The sequence below is a fragment of the Streptomyces sp. NPDC005281 genome, from assembly GCF_040607495.1.
Taxonomy (GTDB): Bacteria; Actinomycetota; Actinomycetes; order Streptomycetales; family Streptomycetaceae; genus Streptomyces.
In genome coordinates, this window is sequence record NZ_JBEXGX010000047.1 from 17,786 (window position 1) to 39,057 (window position 21,272).

A 21,272-nucleotide genomic window follows, 5' to 3' on the forward strand; every position below is an offset into this window, starting at 1 on the left:
GTCGGCGGGACACGGCTTCGCGGCCCCGGCGGAACGGTGATCACCGTTCCGCCGGGGCCGTCCCTCTGTCAGGCGTAGTAGTGGATGGTGCCCCGCAGCGCGGGAGTGGCGCCCTCGCAGTGCTGGACGAAGGTCGCGGCGAACGCCTTCACGGTGCCGGCGTCGTCGAACGCCAGCTTGGTGACGGTGAATTCGCCTGTACTGGCGTTGCAGCCGCGTCCGTCGCCGCCCATGTCGAGCTCGCCGACGCCCGGTCCGCGGAAGCGCTGCGTGGTGTAGGTCGTCCCGGCGCTGAACCGCTGCCCCTCGGGCGGCGCGATGGACGCCGACCAGTTCTCCCGCCGGCCCGAGACGCCGTACCGGATGCCGTCGGCGCTCCCGGTGATCGAGAACGTGCTGGTGGAGCCGGTGTGGGTCCGGCTCAGGCCCTGCCCGATCCAGTCCCCCGCGTCACTGGTGTACGTGTACGACAGCGGGTACGCACGGTACTTGACGACACCCTTGAGGGCCGGGGCCGTGGCGCTCTCGCAGTGCTGGGTGTAGGTGGCGTCCAGCAGGGTGATGGTGCCGTCGGCGTCCGTCTCGATCTGGTCGACCGAGAACTGGCCGTACACCTCGTTGCAGCCGCGCCCGTCGCCGGAGACGTCGAGACCCGGCGAACGGCCGGTGCGGAACGCGGCACGCTCGGCGTTGCGGTAGACCCCGGGGTGGAGTCGTTCCCCCTGCGGCGCGGCGAGTTCGACGTCCCACCAGGTGTCGCCGGTCGACACCCGAAAACGTGCGTACTCCGCGGAGCCACCCGCGGTGATCGTGGCCGTCTTCGGGGTGTACGAGGCGGTGGCACCTTGCCCGATGTAGTCCCCGGGCTGACTGGTGTGGCTGTATCTGGTCACCGCCACCGGTGCGGTGGTGGCTGCCGTGGCGGGTGCGGCCAGGGCCGTGGTGAGACCGACCGTCGCGGTCAGACCCGCGAGGACACCGGTGAGTACGCGTCTCCATCCTGTACTTCTGGGCACGGATGCATCCCCCTCCAGGAGAACGGGCGCCCCGTACGAGCGCCCACGCCCCTCACGTAAGCAGGGCACGCTCCCGGCAGTCGAGCCATTTCCTTTGCCATCAACTCCTTTCAGCCGAAGGCGAGTTGGGACCTTCCGTCGACCGGTCACGGCAGGACGGGAGGGCCTCGGGCAGTGTCCGGGCCGCGTTCGCCGCGACAGGGTGAGAGGCCCGGGACGCGTTGTCAGTGCCTGCCCCTACAGTCACCGGCATGGCGACTCTTCCCAATCCGCTTCCGCGGCTTACGGCAGACCCGGGCGGGCGCGCGCTCGGGCTCGAACTCCCGCCCGGGAGACTGATCGACGCTGGGGGTACCTCCCACGCCCTCGATGCAGTGGGGGAGATCGACGGCCCGTGGCACGAGCCGCTGCTGTGGCACGCCGAGGAACCGGCGGTTCCCGGGGGCTGGGCGGCCCTGTCCTCCGCCCGGAATTCGGGTCTGCTGCCGGTGCTGCTCGACGTGGGCGGCCCGCAGAACGGCCCCGAGGACTGGGAGTTGTCGCCGGACGAGATGTCGTATCCCGGGGATCACGACGCCGAAGAGGTGCTCGCGGAGTTCTGGGAGGACTACGCGGCGGACGAACCCGACCCGGACGCGGACCACCCCGGCAAGGAGAAGGTCGTCGAGGTCTTCGGGGAGCAGCCTGCCTTCGGCGAGACGATCGCCCCGTACGGGCCGCTCTGGCCGGGCCTCGCCGTCGCCGCCCCGCTCGACGCGGACCCGGACGCGCGCGCCGCCGAGATCGCCGACTCCCTCGCGCGGAACGGCTCCTGGCTGAAGCAGCCCCGGCTCGCCCTGGTCCCGGCTCGCCGCAGCTCCGACATCCCGGCGGCGATCGGCTGGTCGGGCCCGTTGAACCACGAGAACGACGTGGCGCGTCTGTGCGCCGTGCTCCGCTCGTGGGAGGACCGCTTCGGCATACGCGTGGTGGCCCTCACCTACGACCAGTTGGTGCTCTCCGTGGCGGCCCCGCCGACGACCGTGTCCGAGGCCGAGGCGGTCGCCGCCGAGCACTTCGCGTTCTGCCCGGACAACATCACCCAGGGCCACCACGACACGCTCCGGGAGTACGCCGAGCACGAGGTGCTGGGCGAGCGGGTGTGGTCCTTCTGGTGGGACTGAGCCCCTCTTCCTACACCCGCAGGCCCTTACCCAGGCGTCGCAGGCCTTCCGCGATCTCGGCCGGGGTCTGGGTGACGAAGCACAGGCGCAGGGTCGACGGGTCCGGGGTGCCCGCGTAGAAGGGGGCGCCGGGGACGTACGCCACGCCCTGGTCCACCACTTGGCGGAGCAGGGCCGTGGTGTCGTACTGCTCGGGGAGGCGGGCCCAGAGGAACATGCCGCCTTCCGGGCGGGTCCAGGTGGATCCGGCCGGGAGGGCGGCGCCGATGCCCGCGAGCATGGCGTCCCGCCGTTCGCGGTAGACGGCCGCGACCTGGGCCACGTGGGAGTCCAGGTCGCGGTCCGCCAAGTAGCGGGCGGCGGCCAGCTGGTTGACGGTCGGGGTGTGCAGGTCGGCGGCCTGCTTGGCGACGGCGCACGCGCGGCGCAGTGCCGCCGGTGCCCGCAGCCAGCCCAGCCGCAGGCCGGGTGCCATCACCTTGGAGAAGGAGCCGAGGAGGACCGTCCGGTCTTCGGCACCGTCGTGGGAGGCGATCCACGGGACCCGCTCGCCCTCGAATCGCAGCTCTCCGTACGGGTCGTCCTCGACGATCCACAGCCCGCGCTCGGCGGCGACCCGGGCGACTGCGGCCCGGCGTTCGGCCGGCAGAGTCCGCCCGGTCGGGTTCTGGAAGGTGGGCACGGTGTAGAGCAGCTTCGGGCGCTCCCTGGTGACCAGCTCGCCGAGGGCTTCGGGGTCGAGGCCGTCGTCGTCGCCCGGCACGGCCAGTACGCGCGCCCCGGCGAAGGCGAAGGCCTGAAGTGCCGCCAGATAGCAGGGGCTTTCGACCAGGACGGTGTCGCCGGGTTCGAGCAGCGCGGTGGCGAGCAGCGACAGTGCCTGCTGCGAGCCGGTGGTGACGAGGACGTCGTCGGGCGCGGTCGGCAGCCCGCGTGCGCTCATGCGGTCGGCGAGGGCTGTCCGCAGCGTCGGTTCGCCCTCGGTCGTCGAGTACTGGAGGGCGCGTCCGGGTTCCTCGACGAGGACGTCCCGGTAGGCGGCCGCGATGCCGTCCGCGTCGAACAGTTCCGGGGCGGGCAGGCCACCCGCGAAGTTGATGACCTCCGGGCGTGCCGTCACCGCGAGGATCTCCCGTACCGGCGAACCGCCGATCGCGGTGGTCCTGGCGGCGAGCGGAGGCACGGGGGCGGTCGTGGTCGTGCGGTCGGTGACGGTCACGATGACGGCTCCTTGGTCCTTGCGGGCGGTGTCCTGGACGTCCTTGCGGGCGGGGCCTGTGCCTGAGTCGTCGCGAGCGGCGCCCGAGTCTGCGTCCTGGCGGGGCGGCACCCGCGTCGGCGGGTCCTTGCGGCCGGGTGGCCCCGTCGTGCCAAGGCCCCCTGCCCGTACCTTAGGCCGGTGTATGGCCTCTACACCTGTCGATTTCGGGATGCGGACGGTCGGCAACCCGGCGACGGCGTCCAGGGTTTGACGTCCGTCGCCACGTACACGTTGCTGTCCGCGTGCGTGACGTCGTCGATCGAGGTGGCGCCCTCGTCATTCGGTGGGAGCCGGTACCCATTCGCTGCCGCCGAGCGGATGGTCGTACGCCGGCCGTCCCACGTTCCCGCTCGTACGGAACGGCTTTCCGTGGTCGTCGACGCGCACCGTGCCGCTCCTGGACCCGCTGGACCAGTCGATTTCCAGGTACCAGCTCACGTCGTGCGCCCGCGCGTCGGCGAACACGTAGAAGACCTCGGGGTCGGACTCGCTGACCTTGTACGGGAAGTCCCGCTGTCCGCCCTTGAGCGCGGTCGCGGGGCGCCCCGCGTCGAGGTCCACGGTGAAGGACTTCGTCTCCACACCGCCGCCGCAGCCGACGCCCATCGCGTAGTCGTTCCAGGCGAGCGGCGCGCCCTTCTGCACCACCCGGACGTGCAGCGCCTCCAGGACGACGGTGGCTCTGCCGGTGCCCTGGACCGTCAGCGCGATCATCTGCTCGCCGCTCGCGACCCCGCCGAGCGCGGTGACCCAGCCGCGGGCGTCCGGCTCGTTCGGGGGCGGGGGCACCTGCGGTGCGTTCCGGTTCACCAAGTAGTGCTGGCTGCACGGGTCGTCCCACTTGTACGCGTTCGCGACGACGGTCGGCGCGGCGGCCCCTTCCCCGCTCCTGCCGGCCGCGTCGTCCTTCGCCGTGCCAGGGTCGTCGACGGCCCCGGCGATCGTCGAACCGGTGGGCCGGGGACGGGCGCCGCGCGACGGGGAGGCCGAGGCGGACCCGTGTCGGGTGCCGGGTGTCGCACCGGTCCCGGGCGTGCGCGGGGCGGACGGGACGCCGAGGGCGACGGCCTTCCCCTTGGTGTCGTCCTCACCGCCGGATCCGAACCGCGCGGTCAGGGCGGTGGACACGACCGCGGCCGCCACGACGGCCCCGGCACCGGCGAGCACCACGGTCCGGCGGCTCCACCGCACCGGCGCCGAACCGGCGGCGTCCCGCCCCGGCTTCCGCCCGACACCGGCCTCGTCCGTGACCGGGCCCCGGGGGCTGTCCCCGGGCCCGTCCACCTGCCGGTTGCCGGAATCGGAGCCGGGCCCGTTCCCCCGTCCGCTCCCGGACTCGGAACCGGGGCCGCTCCCCTGCCCGTTGCCGGACTCGGCCTGCGGTGCGGACCTCGGCGCGTCCGCCGCGCTGCCGTCCTGCCCGTCGACAGCCCCGGAGGAACCACCCGAAGTCCCGTCCACCACAGCCCTGTTCGGCCCAGCCCTGCCCGCCTCGACTCCGCTCGCCTCAGCCCTGTTCGGTTCGGCCCTGTTCGCCTGTCCCCGCAGCACGTCCGCGAGGACCCATCGTCGGTGCAGCTCCACGAGCTCCTCGGGGGTGGCCCGGCACGCACGCGCGAGCCGCTCCACGGGCGCGTAATCCGTCGGTACGGCATCCCCGTTGACGTACCGGTGCAACGTGGACGTACTCACATGCAGCCGTTTGGCGAGCACCCCGTAGCTGAGCCCGGACCGCTCCTTCAGCTCGCCGAGCAAGCCCGCGAACTCGTTCCCCGCCACCCGTTCCTCCATCCCCCGTGTTCCGGACCGGCGTTCCAGGGGCATGCCATTCCCCCAGGTCAGACCTATTGCCGGCGTTCCGGCGTCCCGTATTCCCCGCCGGTTGTGGCGGTCGGGACGGATCACCGCCCAAGCTGTGGCCATCCAAGCACGCCGCCCTCCCCGACCGGCCGGGCGGCCGTTCCATCAAGCCACTCACACCCACAGCGATATCAACCGGGGGATCACACATGTCCGCACGCACCACCCGCACCCGACTTCTCGCCGCCACGACGGTCGCGCTCGCGGCGCTCGCCCTCTCGGCGTGCGACAACGGCAAGGGCGTACGCAGTGAGGGTCCGAGCGGGGGCTCGTCCGCCTCGTCCGGGTCCTCGGCAGGGCAGAGCGCACCGGCGACGGGCGGAGGAACGACGGCGAAGCCCGCGGCCACCGGCACAGGGACCGGCACCGCCGGCTCGAGAGGCGGCACGAACGCGAAGGGGAGCGGCTCCACGGGCGGTTCCACCGCGGGTTCCACCGGGGGTTCCACGGGCGGCTCCGCCGGAAAGAGCGGCACCGGTTCCAAGGGCGGTTCGCCGGCCAAGACGGGTACGAGGAACGTGGCCTGCGACGGTTCCGACACCAGGACCACCGCGACCGTCGTGTCCCGTCCGCTCAACCATCTGCTGCTCACCGTCACCAACACGGGTACGCGCAACTGCGACCTGACGGGTTATCCGATGCCCCGCTTCGGTGAGGCCCAGGCCGTTCCGCCGGTCGCGGAGGAGACGCACCCGCAGGCGGTCGTCACGCTCGCTCCCGGCGAGTCGGGCTACGCCGGTGTGCTGCTGTCGTCCGCCGACGGCAGCGGGGGCAACGGCTACACGGCCAAGACCCTGGAGATCAACTTCGACCGGGGCCGCTCCACTGCCGCGGCCCTGCCCGCGAAGGGCGTCTACGTCGACGACCGGCTCACGGTGACGTACTGGCAGCAGACCCTGGACGCCGCGCTCGGGTACTGAGCGAACTCGGCCCCGGCGGAGACCCGCCCGGGTACTGAGCGAACTCGGCCCCGGCGGAGACGCGCCCGGACACCGAGCGGGTGCGGTTCCGGTGGAGACCGCCGGAACCGGCCCGGTGTCAGCGCAGGTTCCGGGCCACCTCGGTCGCCCAGTAAGTGAGGATGTTCTGCGCGCCGGCGCGCTTGATGCCGGTGAGGGATTCCAGGATCGCCCGCTCGCGGTCGATCCAGCCCTTCTCCGCGGCGGCCTCGATCATCGAGTACTCGCCGGAGATCTGGTAGGCGACGACCGGCACGTCGGACGCGTCGGCGACGCGGGCGAGGATGTCGAGGTAGGGCCCGGCGGGCTTCACCATCACCATGTCGGCGCCCTCCTCCAGGTCCAGCGCCAGCTCCCGCAGGGACTCCCGCGCGTTCGCCGGGTCCTGCTGGTACGTCTTGCGGTCGCCCCTCAGGGACGAGCCGACGGCCTCCCGGAACGGACCGTAGAAGGCGGAGGCGTACTTGACGGTGTAGGCGAGGACGGCGACGTCCTCGCGGCCGATCTGGTCGAGGGCGTCCCGGATGACACCGATCTGCCCGTCCATCATCCCGCTGGGGCCCACGACATGGGCGCCAGCGTCGGCCTGCACCTGGGCCATCTCGGCGTACCGCTCCAGGGTGGCGTCGTTGTCGACCCGGCCCTGGTCGTCGAGGACACCGCAGTGGCCGTGGTCGGTGGTCTCGTCGAGGCACAGGTCGGACATCACGAGCAGTTCGTCGCCGACCTCGGCGCGGACATCTCGCAGGGCGACCTGGAGGATCCCGTCCGGGTCGGTGCCCGGCGTCCCGACGGCGTCCTTCTTCGCGTCCTCGGGAACCCCGAAGAGCATGATCCCGGAGACCCCGGCCTCCAGCGCCTCGACGGCAGCCTTCTTCAGGCTGTCCCGCGTGTGCTGCACGACCCCGGGCATCGAGGAGATCGGCACCGGCTCGCTCACTCCCTCGCGGACGAACGCGGGGAGGATGAAGTCGGCCGGGTGCAGCCGGGTCTCGGCGACCATCCGGCGCATGACGGGCGTGGTGCGCAGCCGCCGGGGACGCGTACCGGGGAAGGATCCGTACTTCGTCATGACATCTACGCTACGCCCGTCACGGAGGCCCCTTTACCGACTCGGCGTCGGAGCCCAGGAGGCCCCGGGGCGGGTCGGGAAGCTCAGGCGAGGACCGGAACGGCCGTCGGAGCCACGGGAGCCATTTCGGGCCGGGCGGCGCGGCAGTCGCGGCACCACGCTCCCCGGAACGGCGCTCTGAAGACCCTGTCGCAGCCGCCCTCGCAGTCCTCCATGCCGGGTGGACAGGGCAGCTGCCGACTCGGGAGCACCTCGCCCTCACCGGCTACGGGAAGGGGTGGCAGCGTCGGTGGAAGAAGGTCCAGCAGACGGTTACGGAGGAAGCCGGCCGGGTTCCGCACCTGGGGAGGAAGGTCGTTGGTCAGGGCGTAGATCACCGACGCCCTGCCGAGACCGTTCTCGAACCAGGCCACGACCAGGGGCGCCAGTCGTCGCACCTCCCGCCCGGACAGCGTCAGCCGGATGTCGGTCCGACGCAGCCCGGCGAGCAGCACTTCGGCTCTGTCACGGTCCTCGCCGCGCGGCGGCCCCGACTCGTAGAGCCGGGAGGGCAGCAACGGCTCGGAGGGCTGACGGGGCTCGGCCCGGGTGGCCGATTCGCCGACCTGTACGGCGTCACAGGCCGTGAACGGCTCGGGCACGGTGTCGGAGGGCGGACGGTGAGAGGGCGAATCGCCCGAGGTAAGGATGAGGTCCAGGACCGCAAGGTCCGGTACCGGCGCGACCGTGACCGGCCGAGCCGTGCTCGTCGGGGACGCCTGAGGTACCTGGGCCGCCGGGGCGGTGACCGGCTCCGGTTCTGCCTCCCGCCGGGCCCGGGTCGGCGCCGGGGCGTGGTACGCGAACGTACGCGTGACCATCCGCCCGGAAGGGAGCCGTTCCCGCACCCGCTCGACATAGCCGCGCGCCTCCAACTCCCGCAGCGCGCAGGCGATCCGGGTACGGCCCTCGGGGAACCACTCGGCGAGGCTGCGGATGTCGACCCGCGCGCCCTCGGGCAGCGACAGGATGTGCACGGCGATGCCGATCGCGGTCGCGGAGAGCCCCCGGTGCTGGGCGAGGTGGTTGCCGACGATCGTGTACCGGTCGGGCTGGTACTCCCGTACGTGTGTGACACCGGAGTGGGTGGCGTTGCGCCGTACTCCCTGACTCGGGCGCAGGGCATCGATAAGCTTGGTCACAGCCATGGGGAAGGGTCTTGCCTTCTCTTTTGGTCAGGCCCTCGCACTGGGATTGCCGTCCCGGCGGGGGCCGAAGCATGTGTGGGATATGAAGTTGTGGATGTTGTCTGCGGCGAGCGTGCACGTCCGGACCGCCCACGCGCCAGCCACAGCAGCCGAGTTCACCCGCCCGTGTGACGTGGGCGGGTTTGGTCGGTGGGTGGGTTCTCTCCCCGGATTCTTTGGTCTCTTATCGCCCGCCGCACCGGCCCGCACGCCACCGAAGGACGCTTCACCGGGCTTCGGTACGGGCATCACAGGCAGGGCCCGAGATCGAGTTCCGCCCACACCGTCTTGCACGGCACCGGCCCCGACTGCGTCGAAGTGGCCGTCTGTCCGGACCGCATCCTCGTCCGGGACTCCAAGGACCCGGACGGCCCCCGTCTCGGCATCACCCCGGCCGCCTGGGCGGGCTTCCTGCCGAGGCGTTGACCGGGCGCACAACGAAACACGCCCCGCCTTCTCCCGTAGGAGACGGCGGGGCGTGTTCACCTGTGTCAGGTGTCAGGTCGTCCGGCGCCTGCGTGAGCCCGGACGGCGCTCGCTCGGCCGGGTCACCGGGTCGCCCGCGTCCAGTGCGGCGGCGCGGCGGCGCAGGCCGAAGTCGGCCAGTGCCTCCGCCAGCTTGTGCACGGAGGGCTCCGGAGCCATGACGTCGACCCGCAGCCCGTGCTCCTCGGCCGTCTTGGCCGTCGCGGGGCCGATGCAGGCGATCACCGTCACGTTGTGCGGCTTTCCTGCGATGCCGACCAGGTTCCGCACGGTCGACGACGAGGTGAAGAGCACCGCGTCGAAGCCGCCGCCCTTGATCGCCTCACGGGTGTCGGCCGGCGGCGGCGACGCGCGCACGGTGCGGTACGCCGTGACGTCGTCGACCTCCCAGCCCAGCTCGATGAGCCCGGCGACAAGCGTCTCCGTGGCGATGTCGGCGCGGGGCAGGAAGACACGGTCGATCGGGTCGAAGACCGGGTCGTAGGGCGGCCAGTCCTCCAGGAGACCCGCGGCGGACTGCTCACCGCTGGGCACCAGGTCCGGCTTCACGCCGAAGGCGATGAGCGCCGTCGCGGTCGACTCGCCGACCGCCGCGACCTTGATGCCCGCGAAGGCACGCGCGTCGAGCCCGTACTCCTCGAACTTCTCGCGGACCGCCTTGACGGCGTTGACCGAGGTGAAGGCGATCCACTCGTAGCGGCCCGTCACCAGGCCCTTGACCGCGCGCTCCATCTGCTGGGGCGTGCGCGGAGGCTCGACCGCGATGGTCGGCACCTCGTAGGGCACGGCCCCGTACGACCGCAGCTGGTCGGAGAGCGACGCCGCCTGCTCCTTCGTACGCGGCACGAGCACCTTCCAGCCGAACAGCGGCTTGGACTCGAACCACGACAGCCGGTCGCGCTGGGCGGCGGCGGAACGCTCACCGACCACGGCTATGACCGGGCGGCCACCGTCCGGGGACGGCAGCACCTTCGCCTGCTTCAGCGTCTGCGCGATCGTGCCGAGGGTGGCCGACCAGGTGCGCTGGCGGGTCGTCGTACCGGCGATCGTCACGGACATCGGGGTGTCGGGCTTGCGGCCGGAGGCCACCAGCTCGCCGGCGGCCGCGGCCACGGAGTCGAGCGTCGCCGACACCACGACGGTGCCGTCGGAGGCGCCGACCTCGGTCCAGCAGCGGTTCGAAGCGGTGCGCGCGTCGACGAAACGTACGTCCGCACCCTGCGCGTCCCGCAGCGGAACACCCGCGTAGGCGGGCACACCGACGGCGGCCGCGATACCGGGCACCACCTCGAAGGGCACGCCCGCGGCGACGCAGGCCAGCATCTCCTCGGCGGCGTACGCGTCGAGGCCGGGGTCACCGGACACCGCACGCACGACCCGCTTGCCGCCCCGCGCGGCCGTCATGACAAGATTGGCAGCGTCCCTCGACGCGGGGTCACCGACGGTTGTTGACGCACTGTCAACAACCTTCAGCTGAGGCGTGCCTGTGCCCTGGTACGGAACCGGCGAAGTGTCCGGATCCGTGTTCAGAACGGCGACGCCTTGTCTGGCATGAACACGCACCACGTCGAGCACATCGTGCTCGGCGACGAGGACGTCCGCGTTCGCCAGCGCCTCCACGGCGCGCAGTGTCAGCAGCCCTGGATCTCCGGGTCCGGCACCCAGGAAGGTGACGTGCCCGTGGACCGGACCGGCGGGAAGGTTGGTGGGGCTCAAAGTGCTCGCTCCCCCATCAGACCGGCCGCGCCCTTGGCAAGCATCTCGGCGGCGAGTTCACGGCCGAGCGACATCGCCTGGTCGTGTGTCTCGGGCACGGGACCGGTGGTGGACAGCTGCACCAGCGTCGAGCCGTCGGTCATGCCGACGACGCCGCGCAGGCGCATCTCCTTGACAATCTGCCCGTCGGCCAGAAGGTCGGCGTACGCGCCCACGGGAGCGCTGCAGCCGGCCTCGAGGGCGGCGAGCAGGGATCGCTCGGCGGTCACGGCGGCCCGGGTGAACGGGTCGTCGAGCTCGGCGAGCGCGGCGATGAGGTCCGCGTGATCCGCGGCGCACTCGATCGCCAGGGCCCCCTGGCCGGGGGCGGGCAGAACGGTGTCGACCGACAGGAAGTCGGTGACCTCGTCGATCCGGCCGATCCGGTTGAGTCCGGCGGCGGCGAGCACGACTGCGTCGAGCTCCCCGGCGTGCACGTACCCGATCCGGGTGTCGACGTTGCCCCGGATGGCGACCGTCTCGATCGTCATGCCGTGGCTGCGCGCGTACGCGTTCAGCTGGGCCATGCGGCGCAGCGAACCGGTTCCGACGCGCGCGCCGTCCGGCAGCTGCTCGAAGGTCAGTCCGTCGCGGGCCACGAGCACGTCACGGACGTCCTCGCGCACCGGCACGGCGGCCAGCGCGAGGTCCTCGGGCTGCGCGGTCGGAAGATCCTTGAGGGAGTGCACGGCGAAGTCGACCTCCCCGCGCGCCAGGGCCTCCCGCAGCGCGGTCACGAAGACTCCCGTGCCGCCGATCTGCGCGAGGTTCTCGCGGGAAACGTCGCCGTACGTCGTGATCTCAACGAGCTCGACGGGCCGTCCGGTCACCTTGCTCACGGCATCCGCCACCTGCCCGGACTGGGCCATGGCGAGTTTGCTGCGCCTGGTCCCGAGCCTCAAAGCCTGCTCACTCATGCTCGCCCTCGGTTCTTGGCGTTCTCGGTGTTGTTCTCGGCCCGCGAGACGGCGGCGACCGTCTCCGGGTCCAGGTCGAACAGGGTCCGCAGCGCGTCCGCGTACCCGGCACCGCCGGGCTCGGCGGCGAGTTGCTTGACCCGTACGGTCGGCGCGTGCAGAAGCTTGTCCACGACGCGCCGCACGGTCTGGGTGATCTCGCCGCGCTGCTTGTCGTCGAGGTCCGGCAGCCGTCCGTCAAGCCGGGTGATCTCGTTCGCGACGACGTCGGCGGCCATGGCACGCAGCGCCACGACGGTGGGGGTGATGTGCGCGGCCCGCTGGGCGGCGCCGAACGCGGCCACCTCGTCGGAGACGATCCGGCGCACCTGGTCCACGTCGGCGGCCATCGGCGCGTCCGCGGAGGCCTCGGCCAGCGTCTCAAGGTCGACGAAGCTCACGCCGAGCAGCCGGTGCACGGCCGCGTCGATGTCGCGGGGCATGGCGAGGTCGAGCAGCGCGAGCACCGGCGCGGGGCGGGGGGCCTCGGCGACGGGTTCGGGCCTGCGGCGCTCGGGGATGCGGCCGGCGGTGGCGGCCGTGGCTGCCAGAGCGGCGATGAGTCCGGCGTCTGCCTCGGCGTCCTCGCCGGGCGTACGACGGCTGTCGCGGCGCTCGACGGTTCCGGTGCCCTTGTCCACCCAGACCGCGTGCTGCTCCAGGGTGGCGGCGTCCATACCGGCGACGGCCGCCTCGCCCATGACGGAGAAACCGGTGGCGCCCTGTACGGCGGACAGGTCCAGCGGGCAGGCGTCCTCGGTGCCCGCGTCGGCGGGCGCGAGGTGACCGGCGGGGCCGGCCGCGGTCTCGCGCAGTGCCGCGGGCGTTCCCGTACGTCCTTCGACGGCGGCCGCCACGGTCTCGGCCGTCAGGACGAGCCCGGTCGCCCCGGTGCACGAGACAGCGATGTCGGCACGTGTCAGCTCGACCGGCACCGAGTCCATCGGTACCGCGCGGGCCAGCACGTCCGTGTCGTCGCCGCCGGTGAGGATCTCGGCGAGGCGCTCGGCGCGGTCGGGGGTGCGGTTGGCGATCACGATCTCGCCGACGCCGACGCGCGCGAGCGTCGCGGCGGCCAGCGAGGACATCGAGCCCGCGCCGATGACGAGGGCCTTCTTGCCCTTGGCCCAGGCCTCGACCGCCCGCCCGGCGGACAGCTGCTCCAGGCCGAAGGTGACCAGGGACTGTCCGGCGCGGTCGATGCCGGTCTCGGAGTGCGCGCGCTTGCCGACCCGCAGGGCCTGCTGGAACAGGTCGTTCAGAAGGCGGCCCGCGGTGTGCAGCTCCTGCGCGGTGGCGAGCCCGTCCTTGATCTGGCCGAGGATCTGGCCCTCACCGACGACCATCGAGTCCAGGCCGCAGGCCACCGAGAAGAGGTGGTGGACGGCCCGGTCCTCGTAGTGCACGTACAGGTGGGGGGTGAGCTCCTCCAGGCCGACGCCGCTGTGCTGGGCGAGCAGCGTGGACAGCTCGGCGACGCCCGCGTGGAACTTGTCCACGTCGGCGTACAGCTCGATGCGGTTGCAGGTGGCGAGCACCGCGCCCTCGGTGGCGGGCTCGGTGGCGAGGGTGTCCTGGAGCAGCTTGACCTGGGCGTCCGCGGACAGCGCGGCCCGTTCGAGGACGCTGACCGGAGCGCTGCGGTGGCTCAGTCCGACGACGAGGAGACTCATGCCGGCATCACGGCGGGAACGTCCCCGTCGGGCCCTTTGTCGTTGTTCTCCCGCTTGGGCGGGGCGGCGGCACTGGCCTTCGCCTCGGCCTCCTCGCCGGCCTTGCGCTGCTCGTGGAACGCGAGGATCTGAAGCTCGATGGAGAGATCGACCTTGCGCACGTCGACGCCGTCAGGGACGGTCAGGACGGTCGGCGCGAAGTTCAGGATGGAGGTGACTCCGGCGGCCACCAGGCGGTCGCAGACCGGCTGGGCGGCTCCTGCCGGGGTGGCGATGACACCGATCGAGACACCGTTCTCGTCGATGATCTTTTCCAGCTCGTCCGTGTGCTGCACCGGGATCCCGGCGACAGGCTTCCCGGCCATCGCGGGATCGGCGTCGATGAGCGCCGCCACGCGGAATCCGCGGGAGGCGAACCCTCCGTAATTGGCCAGTGCCGCGCCGAGGTTGCCGATGCCGACGATCACAACCGGCCAGTCCTGGGTGAGCCCCAGTTCACGGGAGATCTGGTACACGAGATACTCGACGTCGTACCCCACACCACGGGTCCCGTAGGAGCCGAGGTAGGAGAAGTCCTTGCGCAGCTTCGCGGAGTTGACCCCCGCGGCGGCCGCGAGCTCCTCGGAGGAGACCGTGGGCACCGAGCGCTCCGACAGTGCGGTGAGTGCTCGGAGGTACAGCGGAAGCCGGGCGACGGTGGCCTCGGGAATTCCTCGGCTGCGGGTCGCCGGTCGGTGAGTTCGGCCAGTTGCCACGGTGCTCCTGCGGGTAGCGCGGGGCTGTAGGCGGTCACACGTACCTAGACCGCCCCGTCGAATGCAGGCTATGTCTTTGTGAACGCGTGCACAAAGATGATGTCCGATTTGCCCGGCCAACGTGACCGGGGTCACGCACGCCCGGCGCGCCCGTATGGAACCGGCGCGTGGACCACGTCGTTCCGCACCTGAAGGGGGCAAAACCGCACACGCTCCTCAACGAATCCCGCCCCCGAGACCAATCGCGGTCGATCCTAGGCGACTTTCCGGACGCCTTGGACTGCTCGGTCAGGTCACAGTCGGGGTACATCACGGGCGCGGTCGGCGCCGTCGCTCACAGCTCACCCCGCCAGGGCTTTGCGAAGGCGTTCCTCGTTCACACGCCAGAAGGTGTGCTGGGCGCCGTCCACCAGTACGACCGGGATCTGCTCCCAGTAGCGGCGGTGCAGCTCCTCGTCCTCGGTGATGTCCTTCCCCTCCCAGGGGACCCCGAGATCGGCGCACACCTTCTCGATCACTTCCTGCGCGTCATCACACAGATGACACCCGGGCTTCCTGATCAGCGTGACCAGGTGCTCCGCGGGCGCCTTGCTCTCCGTACGGCGGTCGCTGCGCCGGAACATGGGGCTCATACGCGCCATTCTCCCGCCCCCGGCGCCGTGGCGGGCACGCTCGGCGAGTTCCGCGGCGGCGGGCTCCCGCGGGGCCGGCCTCCATGTCGGCGCCGGGCCCGCACAAGGGCCGGGCTCGCACAGGGGCCGGGCTCGCACAAGGGCCGACTCGCCGCGCCGGGGTGAATCGGAACGGCCGTTTAACGGCATGGCCGCGGAGAGTTCACAGCGCCGAATCCTCGCGACTCCGGAAGCACCGAACAGACTGGCTATGCTCACGACATGGCCGCTCTCGGATGGCTCACTCCCCGTAGGCGCTCCGCCACCGCGCGGAGCGTGTTGGCAGGCGAGGCCTCGGCGGAGGCAGCGCGCAAGTCCTCGCAGGAACTGGAAGAACTGGAAGAACTGGCACCACCGGACGCCGTGGAGGAACCCGACTTCCCGGTGCTCGGCGACGACCGGGCCGCCGCGTTCTTCGATCTCGACAACACCGTGATGCAAGGTGCTGCCCTCTTCCACTTCGGACGCGGGCTGTACAAGCGGAAGTTCTTCGAGACCCGCGACCTCGCGAAGTTCGCCTGGCAGCAGGCGTGGTTCCGGCTGGCCGGCGTCGAGGACCCCGAGCACATGCAGGAAGCGCGCGACTCCGCGCTGTCGATCGTCAAGGGTCACCGTGTCTCCGAGCTGATGTCGATCGGCGAGGAGATCTACGACGAGTACATGGCCGAGCGGATCTGGCCCGGGACCCGCGCGCTCGCCCAGGCGCACCTGGACGCCGGCCAGAAGGTGTGGCTCGTCACGGCGGCGCCGGTGGAGATCGCCACGGTGATCGCACGGCGGCTCGGTCTCACGGGCGCGCTGGGCACGGTCGCGGAATCGGTGGACGGGATCTACACCGGCAAACTGGTCGGGGAACCCCTGCACGGGCCGGCGAAGGCGGAGGCCGTACGGGCGCTCGCGTCCGCGGAGAACCTGGACCTGTCCCGCTGCGCGGCGTACAGCGACTCGCACAACGACATTCCGATGCTCTCGCTGGTCGGACACCCGTACGCGATCAACCCCGACTCGAAACTGCGCAGGCACGCGCGGGACTTCGACTGGCGGCTGCGGGACTATCGCACCGCGCGCAAGGCCGCGAAGGTCGGGATTCCCGCCGCGGCCGGGGTCGGTGCGGTGGCCGGCGGCACGGCGGCCGCGATCGCGCTGCACCGGCGTCGTCGGTAGCTCGACTCTGGCGTTTGCCGGTTCCGTGAGGGCTCGTGGTGGGTCGGGGCCGTGCCGGTGCATCAGCCCGTCGCCGTTGGATGAGATGTGGCCGTCGGTGGCGACGGGCATTGATGTACCGGCACGGCCCCTCCCGCCGAATTCCGGCTGCGGGTGCGCGGTGGTTCGGGTGCGGCCCCTGGCGGGCGTGATTTCGTTATTTTCAGCCCCTCCGGCGTTTGAGGAGCGGGGGCTGGGGCGGAGCCCCGGGTAAGGGACGGGTAGGGGCTGCGGGGGCGAAAACCTGTCCGGACCTGGGGTGGGAGCGTCGCGTCGCCAGGCAATCACATCGTCCTACCCATGCCAGGGGCGACTCAGTCGCGCTCTGCTCAGGCGGGCACAACACGCTCTGCACTCAGACGGAACACGAACCGATCCGATCAACAATCGGTCATCGACCAGCACTTGAACAGGCACCGATCCGTGCCAAAAGCGTCGTAATCGATGATTTTAGCAACTGGGTGTAGTGCTGCCTGTACGAAGCGTTATTCTCCTCAGACGCAAACCGGTACCCCTCCGTCGTCACGACGGGTGAAAGGGCCCGCACTGCACGTGATGGAAGCTCTGCCTCTGGGAGTCCCGTGTACTCACACGTCGGGGTTGACGCCTCGGGCCTGGCTACGCTGCGCGCAACGGTCCTGGACCGTCTGCGCGGCTTCGTCCCCACCGCGTACGCCGTCCCCGCCTTCGCCCTCGCCGCGCCCGTCGGACCTTGCTACGCCCTGGCCGACGGTAACGCGACGGTAGGCCGGCGGGGCCGCTCGAGCTCGGCCACCACCGCACGCCGTCCGGCCGCGGACAGTGACAGCGCCCGGATGATGGATCTCGTCGAGCGCGCCCAGGCCGGCGAGGCCGACGCCTTCGGACGGCTCTACGACCAGTACAGCGACACCGTGTACCGCTACATCTACTACCGGGTGGGAGGTAAAGCGACAGCCGAGGACCTCACGAGCGAGACCTTTCTGCGCGCGCTTCGGCGCATCGGCACCTTCACCTGGCAGGGCCGCGACTTCGGCGCCTGGCTCGTGACCATCGCCCGGAATCTGGTGGCCGACCACTTCAAGTCCAGCCGTTTCCGGCTGGAAGTGACCACCGGCGAGATGCTCGACGCCAACGAGGTCGAGCGCTCACCGGAGGACTCCGTCCTGGAGTCCCTGTCGAACGCCGCGCTGCTCGACGCCGTACGACGGCTCAACCCGCAGCAGCAGGAGTGCGTGACACTCCGTTTCCTCCAGGGGCTCTCGGTCGCCGAGACCGCCCGGGTGATGGGCAAGAACGAGGGTGCCATCAAGACCCTCCAGTACCGGGCCGTCCGCACGCTGGCCCGACTCCTGCCCGAAGACGTCCGATGAGCCCGCTTTCGGCCACAGCGGGCCGACACGCTCAGCGACGTCCAACTCACCTTCTGTAAAAGTCTGTTGACTTCGCGGTCCATACGTCCGTCGTCCGTAACCAAGGTGCCGTGACGCTCGTTGTGCGGGATACAGGCTCCCTGTGGTCACGCCTTGGCCAGCGCCGATCACCCGATCGTGTGGACACGGCCAGGGGGTGCAACCCTCAGAACCCCCTGGGGAGTCGACCGTCATGACGAGAGGAGGTGCCGCCAGTGATCGCGAACGTATCGGCACACCGGCGGGCGAACGCCTTCGCCCAGGCCCTGGAGGAGATCGACCAGGGCACGGCGGCCGAGCAGCCCGATGGGTCGGCACCGTCCCGGGCTGCTGCGGAACAGACCGAGCAAGGGCTGCTGCTGGCCCTCGCCAACGGTCTCGGCGAGCTGCCCGAACCGGAGCTGGACCCCGAGGTCAAGATCGTGCAGCGAGCCCAGCTCGTCGCCGCGATGGAGGCCATGCTGCTGGAGGGCACCGCCGCCGGAGGCGAGGGTCCGGACCGTGCTCTGCCCGAGCAGCGGTCGCATCGGGCCAAGGGCACGCACCGGGCGAACGGGCTGGGGAAGCTGCGGCCCCGGTCCCGGCTGTCCAAAGGGCTCGCAGCGGGCGGGCTCACCGTCGGCGTGGCCGCCGGAGCCTTCGGCGGCGTGGCCGCCGCGAGCGCCGACGCCCTGCCCGGCGACTCGCTCTACGGGCTCAAACGCGGCATGGAGGACATCAAGCTGGACCTCGCCCACGGCGACAGCGACCGCGGCGAGCTCTACCTCGACCAGGCCTCGAACCGCCTGAGCGAGGCCCGCCGGCTGATGGAGCGGGGCCGCTCCGGACATCTCGACCACGAGTCCCTGGGCGAGGTCCGCCGCGCCCTGTCCGGCATGCAGCACGACGCCACCGAGGGCCACCGGCTGCTGCACGAGGCGTACGAACGGGACGGCTCACTGGGCCCCATCCAGGCCCTGTCCGCCTTCTCCCGGTCGCACCGCCAAGCGTGGGGCGCACTGCGTGACCGGCTGCCCGTGCAGCTCGGTGACGTCAGTGACCAGGTCTCGTCGGTCTTCGAGGCCATAGACGAAGAGGTCGGCCCGCTGCGCTCCCTGCTGCCCAAGACGCCCGCCCCCGAGGGCACCGGCCGTCACCGGGGCAGGAGCGAGGAGTCCACCCGCTCCTCGGGTACGGACACCCCGGCGCCCAGCGTCGGCAGCGGCTCCGCGGGCGCAAGCCACAGCAGTGGCAAGCCCAAGCCGTCGAGTTCGAGCAGCACCGGCGAAGGCCTGCTCGGCGGCAGCACCGGCGGCCTGCTCGACCCGCCGCAGGACGACACCAGCTCCTCCCCGTCGTCCAGCGCCGGCAGCAAGGGCAGCGCCACGGGCGCGCCCGACGTCACCCTGCCGCCGCTGCTCCCCGGCCTCCTGCCGGGCCTCGGCATCGACACGCAGAACAGCGGCTGACCGGGCCACCGCGGGTACGTCGATGGGGGCGCCCTCCTCGGGAAGGGCGCCCCCATCGGCGTACAGGCATATCAGGACATGATCAACAGAATCGTAACTGCATGATCAGAAGAAAACGGACCTGCGCTGCACGAGCAGCTTGTACAGGGTGTGCTGGATCTGCTCCCTGACCTGGTCGGTCAGGTTGAACATCAGCATCGGGTCGTCGGCCGCCTCCGGCGGATAGCCGTCCGTACGGATCGGCTCGCCGAACTGGATCGTCCACTTGGTGGGCAGCGGGATCGCGCCGAGCGGGCCCAGCCACGGGAAGGTCGGCGTGATCGGGAAGTACGGGAATCCCAGCAGCCGCGCGAGCGTCTTCGAGTTGCCGATCATCGGGTAGATCTCCTCCGCCCCGACGATCGAGCACGGAATGATCGGGGTGCCCGCGCGCAGCGCCGTCGAGACGAAACCGCCCCGGCCGAACCGCTGGAGCTTGTAGCGCTCGCTGAAGGGCTTGCCGATGCCCTTGAAGCCCTCCGGCATCACACCGACCAGTTCACCGCGCTCCAGCAGCCGCTCGGCGTCCTCAGAGCAGGCCAGGGTGTGACCGGCCTTGCGGGCCAGCTCGTTGACGACGGGCAGCATGAAGACCAGGTCGGCGGCGAGCAGGCGGAGATGACGGTTCGCGGGATGGTTGTCGTGGACGGCGACCTGCATCATCAGGCCGTCCAGCGGAAGGGTGCCCGAGTGGTTGGCGACGATCAGGGCGCCCCCCTTCTCGGGGATGTTCTCGATGCCCTTCACCTCGACGCGGAAGTACTTCTCGTACACCGGCCGGATCAGCGACATCAGGACCTGGTCGGTCAGCTCCTGGTCGTACCCGAACTCGTCGATCTCGTAGTCGCCGGTGAGCCTGCGGCGCAGGAAGGACAGGCCCCCCGCGATCCGCCGCTCCAGGCTCGTACCGCCCTCCTGGGGCTGCCGGGGCTGCTGTTCCTCCTGTGTCACGGGAACATCATCCTGCGGGAGGACCCGTCCGGGCATGGGCTGGACCTCGCGGACGACCACGGGCTCACCCTTGCGCCGGCTCCCCGCGGCCCGGCGCCTCGCCGGGCGCTGCACCGCAGCCCCGCGCGAGCGGTCGTCGTCGAACGGAATGACCTTGGCGTCCGCCATCGTTGATGCGCTCCTCAGTTGGCGCTCTGCGTCGGGGGGTGGCCGCCGCCCGGAACGGACAGCGCGGCGATCTTGTCCACGGCCCCCGCAAGGACCTCCGGGGGCAGGAGTCCTGGACCCCTGCTCTGGGCGAAGTCCGCGAAGGTCTCCGCCGTCGTGTACTTCGGCTGGTAGCCCAGGGTTTCGCGCATCTGGACCGTCGCGACCACCCTGCCGTGCGTGAGCAGCCGCAGCTGCTCCGGCGAGAAGTCCGTCACCCCCAGGGTACGCACGGCCGTACCGGCCCAGCTGAGGGCCGGCAGCAGCAGCGGGACCGTGGGCCGGCCGAGGCGCCGCGCGCACTGCGAGAGCAGCAGGACGCCGTCGCCGGCGATGTTGAACGTGCCGCTGTTGAGCGTGCCCCGCCGCGGCTCGTGCGCGGCGAGCCGCAGGACCTCGATGACGTCGCTCTCGTGGACGAACTGGAGCCGGGGGTCGTAGCCGAACACCGTCGGCAGCACCGGCAGCGAGAAGTACGAGGCGAGCGGCGAATCCGCGCTCGGGCCGAGGATGTTGGCGAACCGCAGCACGCAGACGGCGACGTCGGGCCTGCGGCGCGCGAAGCCGCGTACGTAGCCCTCGACCTCGGTCGTGTCCTTGGCGAAGCCGCCGCTGGGCAGCGACTTGGGCGAGGTGGTCTCGGTGAAGACGGCGGGGTCGCGGGGCGCCGAGCCGTAGACGTTCGTGCTGGACTTCACGACGAGCCGCTTGACCGTCGGGGACTTCTGGCAGGCACCGAGCAGCTGCATGGTGCCGATGACGTTGGTCTCCTTGACCGTGGTCCGGCTGCCCGAGCCCAGCGCCGTGCCGGTCACGTCCATGTGGACGACCGTGTCGACGGAGTACTCGGCGAGCACCCGGGCGATGGTGGGCTGGCGGATGTCGGCCTGCACGAAGTCGGCTCCGCCGATGTGATGCTCGGGCGGCACCGCGTCCACGGCGATCACCCGGTCCACCTGCGGGTCACGCTGGATCCGTCGTACGAAGCGGCCCCCCAGCTGCCGGGCCACCCCGGTCACGAGCACGACCTTCCCCAAGATCAGCGCCTTCCTTCCAGAACTGGACGTAGCTTCGCTCGTACTGCCGAGTTCCCCGTGTGCGGCCAACTTAGCGGGTTGATGTTGCGCTGTGATGACCGCCCGATGCACGAAGTGACGACAGCCATGGACGTGCGACCAGA

General features: G+C 71.2%; 18 protein-coding genes. 6 read left to right on the forward strand and 12 right to left on the reverse strand.

All coding sequences use genetic code 11. The annotated features are described in order from the left end of the window. Positions 1–68: 68 nt before the first annotated feature. Complete coding sequence (locus ABZV42_RS38535) at positions 69–1,016, reverse strand: hypothetical protein (RefSeq protein WP_355990937.1); 948 nt, start codon at positions 1,014–1,016, stop codon at positions 69–71. Positions 1,017–1,267: 251 nt separating this feature from the next. Here ABZV42_RS38535 and ABZV42_RS38540 point away from each other — a divergent pair, with 251 nt between their 5' ends. Further along, a complete protein-coding gene (locus ABZV42_RS38540) occupies positions 1,268–2,179 on the forward strand; it encodes a DUF4253 domain-containing protein (protein WP_356056227.1) in 912 nt (303 codons plus the stop codon). Between the two features lie 10 nt (positions 2,180–2,189). Here ABZV42_RS38540 and ABZV42_RS38545 read toward each other — a convergent pair whose 3' ends face one another. Together ABZV42_RS38545 and ABZV42_RS38550 are read right to left on the reverse strand one after the other, a co-directional pair. Continuing rightward, entirely contained in the window at positions 2,190–3,398 is a 1,209-nt protein-coding gene (locus ABZV42_RS38545) for a PLP-dependent aminotransferase family protein (RefSeq protein WP_356056229.1), read from the reverse strand. Between the two features lie 318 nt (positions 3,399–3,716). Then, positions 3,717–5,231, reverse strand: coding sequence for a helix-turn-helix domain-containing protein (locus ABZV42_RS38550; protein ID WP_356056231.1), 1,515 nt, complete (start codon positions 5,229–5,231; stop codon positions 3,717–3,719). 218 nt (positions 5,232–5,449) lie between these two features. Here ABZV42_RS38550 and ABZV42_RS38555 point away from each other — a divergent pair, with 218 nt between their 5' ends. Next, positions 5,450–6,220 carry a DUF4232 domain-containing protein gene (locus tag ABZV42_RS38555; protein WP_356056233.1) on the forward strand — a complete coding sequence of 257 codons (771 nt, stop codon included), beginning with the start codon at positions 5,450–5,452 and terminating at the stop codon, positions 6,218–6,220. Positions 6,221–6,338: 118 nt separating this feature from the next. Here the strand turns inward: ABZV42_RS38555 and hemB are convergent, their stop codons facing one another. Continuing rightward, the gene (gene hemB, locus ABZV42_RS38560) at positions 6,339–7,331 is read right to left on the reverse strand and encodes a porphobilinogen synthase (protein WP_356056235.1); all 993 of its coding nucleotides are present in this window, start codon (positions 7,329–7,331) and stop codon (positions 6,339–6,341) included. Positions 7,332–7,414: 83 nt separating this feature from the next. Further along, positions 7,415–8,518: a helix-turn-helix domain-containing protein gene (locus ABZV42_RS38565; RefSeq protein WP_355990952.1), complete on the reverse strand. Its 1,104-nt coding sequence runs from the start codon at positions 8,516–8,518 to the stop codon at positions 7,415–7,417. Between the two features lie 327 nt (positions 8,519–8,845). Here ABZV42_RS38565 and ABZV42_RS38570 point away from each other — a divergent pair, with 327 nt between their 5' ends. Continuing rightward, positions 8,846–8,983, forward strand: a complete 138-nt coding sequence (locus tag ABZV42_RS38570; protein WP_355990955.1) for a DUF397 domain-containing protein — start codon at positions 8,846–8,848, stop codon at positions 8,981–8,983. A gap of 72 nt (positions 8,984–9,055) precedes the next feature. Here ABZV42_RS38570 and ABZV42_RS38575 read toward each other — a convergent pair whose 3' ends face one another. The 5 genes from ABZV42_RS38575 to ABZV42_RS38595 all read right to left on the reverse strand — a co-directional run bounded on the left by ABZV42_RS38575 (position 9,056) and on the right by ABZV42_RS38595 (position 14,823). After that, a complete protein-coding gene (locus tag ABZV42_RS38575; RefSeq protein ID WP_355990957.1) occupies positions 9,056–10,759 on the reverse strand; it encodes a bifunctional uroporphyrinogen-III C-methyltransferase/uroporphyrinogen-III synthase in 1,704 nt (567 codons plus the stop codon). Further along, positions 10,756–11,715, reverse strand: a complete 960-nt coding sequence (hemC, locus tag ABZV42_RS38580) for a hydroxymethylbilane synthase (RefSeq protein ID WP_355990959.1) — start codon at positions 11,713–11,715, stop codon at positions 10,756–10,758. Before hemC ends, ABZV42_RS38575 begins: the two co-directional genes overlap by 4 nt. After that, a complete protein-coding gene (locus ABZV42_RS38585) occupies positions 11,712–13,427 on the reverse strand; it encodes a glutamyl-tRNA reductase (RefSeq protein ID WP_356056242.1) in 1,716 nt (571 codons plus the stop codon). The genes hemC and ABZV42_RS38585 overlap by 4 nt, the downstream gene beginning before the upstream one ends. After that, complete coding sequence (locus ABZV42_RS38590; protein WP_356056244.1) at positions 13,424–14,182, reverse strand: redox-sensing transcriptional repressor Rex; 759 nt, start codon at positions 14,180–14,182, stop codon at positions 13,424–13,426. The genes ABZV42_RS38585 and ABZV42_RS38590 overlap by 4 nt, the downstream gene beginning before the upstream one ends. 341 nt (positions 14,183–14,523) lie before the next feature. Beyond that, positions 14,524–14,823, reverse strand: coding sequence for a glutaredoxin family protein (locus ABZV42_RS38595; RefSeq protein WP_355990965.1), 300 nt, complete (start codon positions 14,821–14,823; stop codon positions 14,524–14,526). 252 nt (positions 14,824–15,075) lie between these two features. Between ABZV42_RS38595 and ABZV42_RS38600 the strand changes: the two genes are divergently transcribed. The 3 genes from ABZV42_RS38600 (at position 15,076) to ABZV42_RS38610 (ending at position 18,895) form a co-directional block, all read left to right on the forward strand. Continuing rightward, positions 15,076–16,017 carry an HAD-IB family hydrolase gene (locus tag ABZV42_RS38600; RefSeq protein ID WP_355990967.1) on the forward strand — a complete coding sequence of 314 codons (942 nt, stop codon included), beginning with the start codon at positions 15,076–15,078 and terminating at the stop codon, positions 16,015–16,017. Positions 16,018–16,637: 620 nt separating this feature from the next. Then, positions 16,638–17,408 (forward strand): ECF subfamily RNA polymerase sigma factor, BldN family, encoded by a 771-nt coding sequence (locus tag ABZV42_RS38605; protein WP_355991274.1) that lies wholly within the window; start codon positions 16,638–16,640, stop codon positions 17,406–17,408. A gap of 254 nt (positions 17,409–17,662) precedes the next feature. Then, the gene (locus ABZV42_RS38610) at positions 17,663–18,895 is read left to right on the forward strand and encodes a DUF5667 domain-containing protein (protein WP_355991276.1); all 1,233 of its coding nucleotides are present in this window, start codon (positions 17,663–17,665) and stop codon (positions 18,893–18,895) included. 105 nt (positions 18,896–19,000) lie between these two features. On the opposite strand, the gene ABZV42_RS38615 is transcribed toward ABZV42_RS38610, so the two are convergent. Further along, positions 19,001–20,053 carry a lysophospholipid acyltransferase family protein gene (locus tag ABZV42_RS38615; protein ID WP_356056246.1) on the reverse strand — a complete coding sequence of 351 codons (1,053 nt, stop codon included), beginning with the start codon at positions 20,051–20,053 and terminating at the stop codon, positions 19,001–19,003. A 14-nt stretch (positions 20,054–20,067) separates the two neighbouring features. After that, entirely contained in the window at positions 20,068–21,129 is a 1,062-nt protein-coding gene (locus ABZV42_RS38620; protein ID WP_355991280.1) for an NAD-dependent epimerase/dehydratase family protein, read from the reverse strand. Positions 21,130–21,272: the final 143 nt, after the last annotated feature.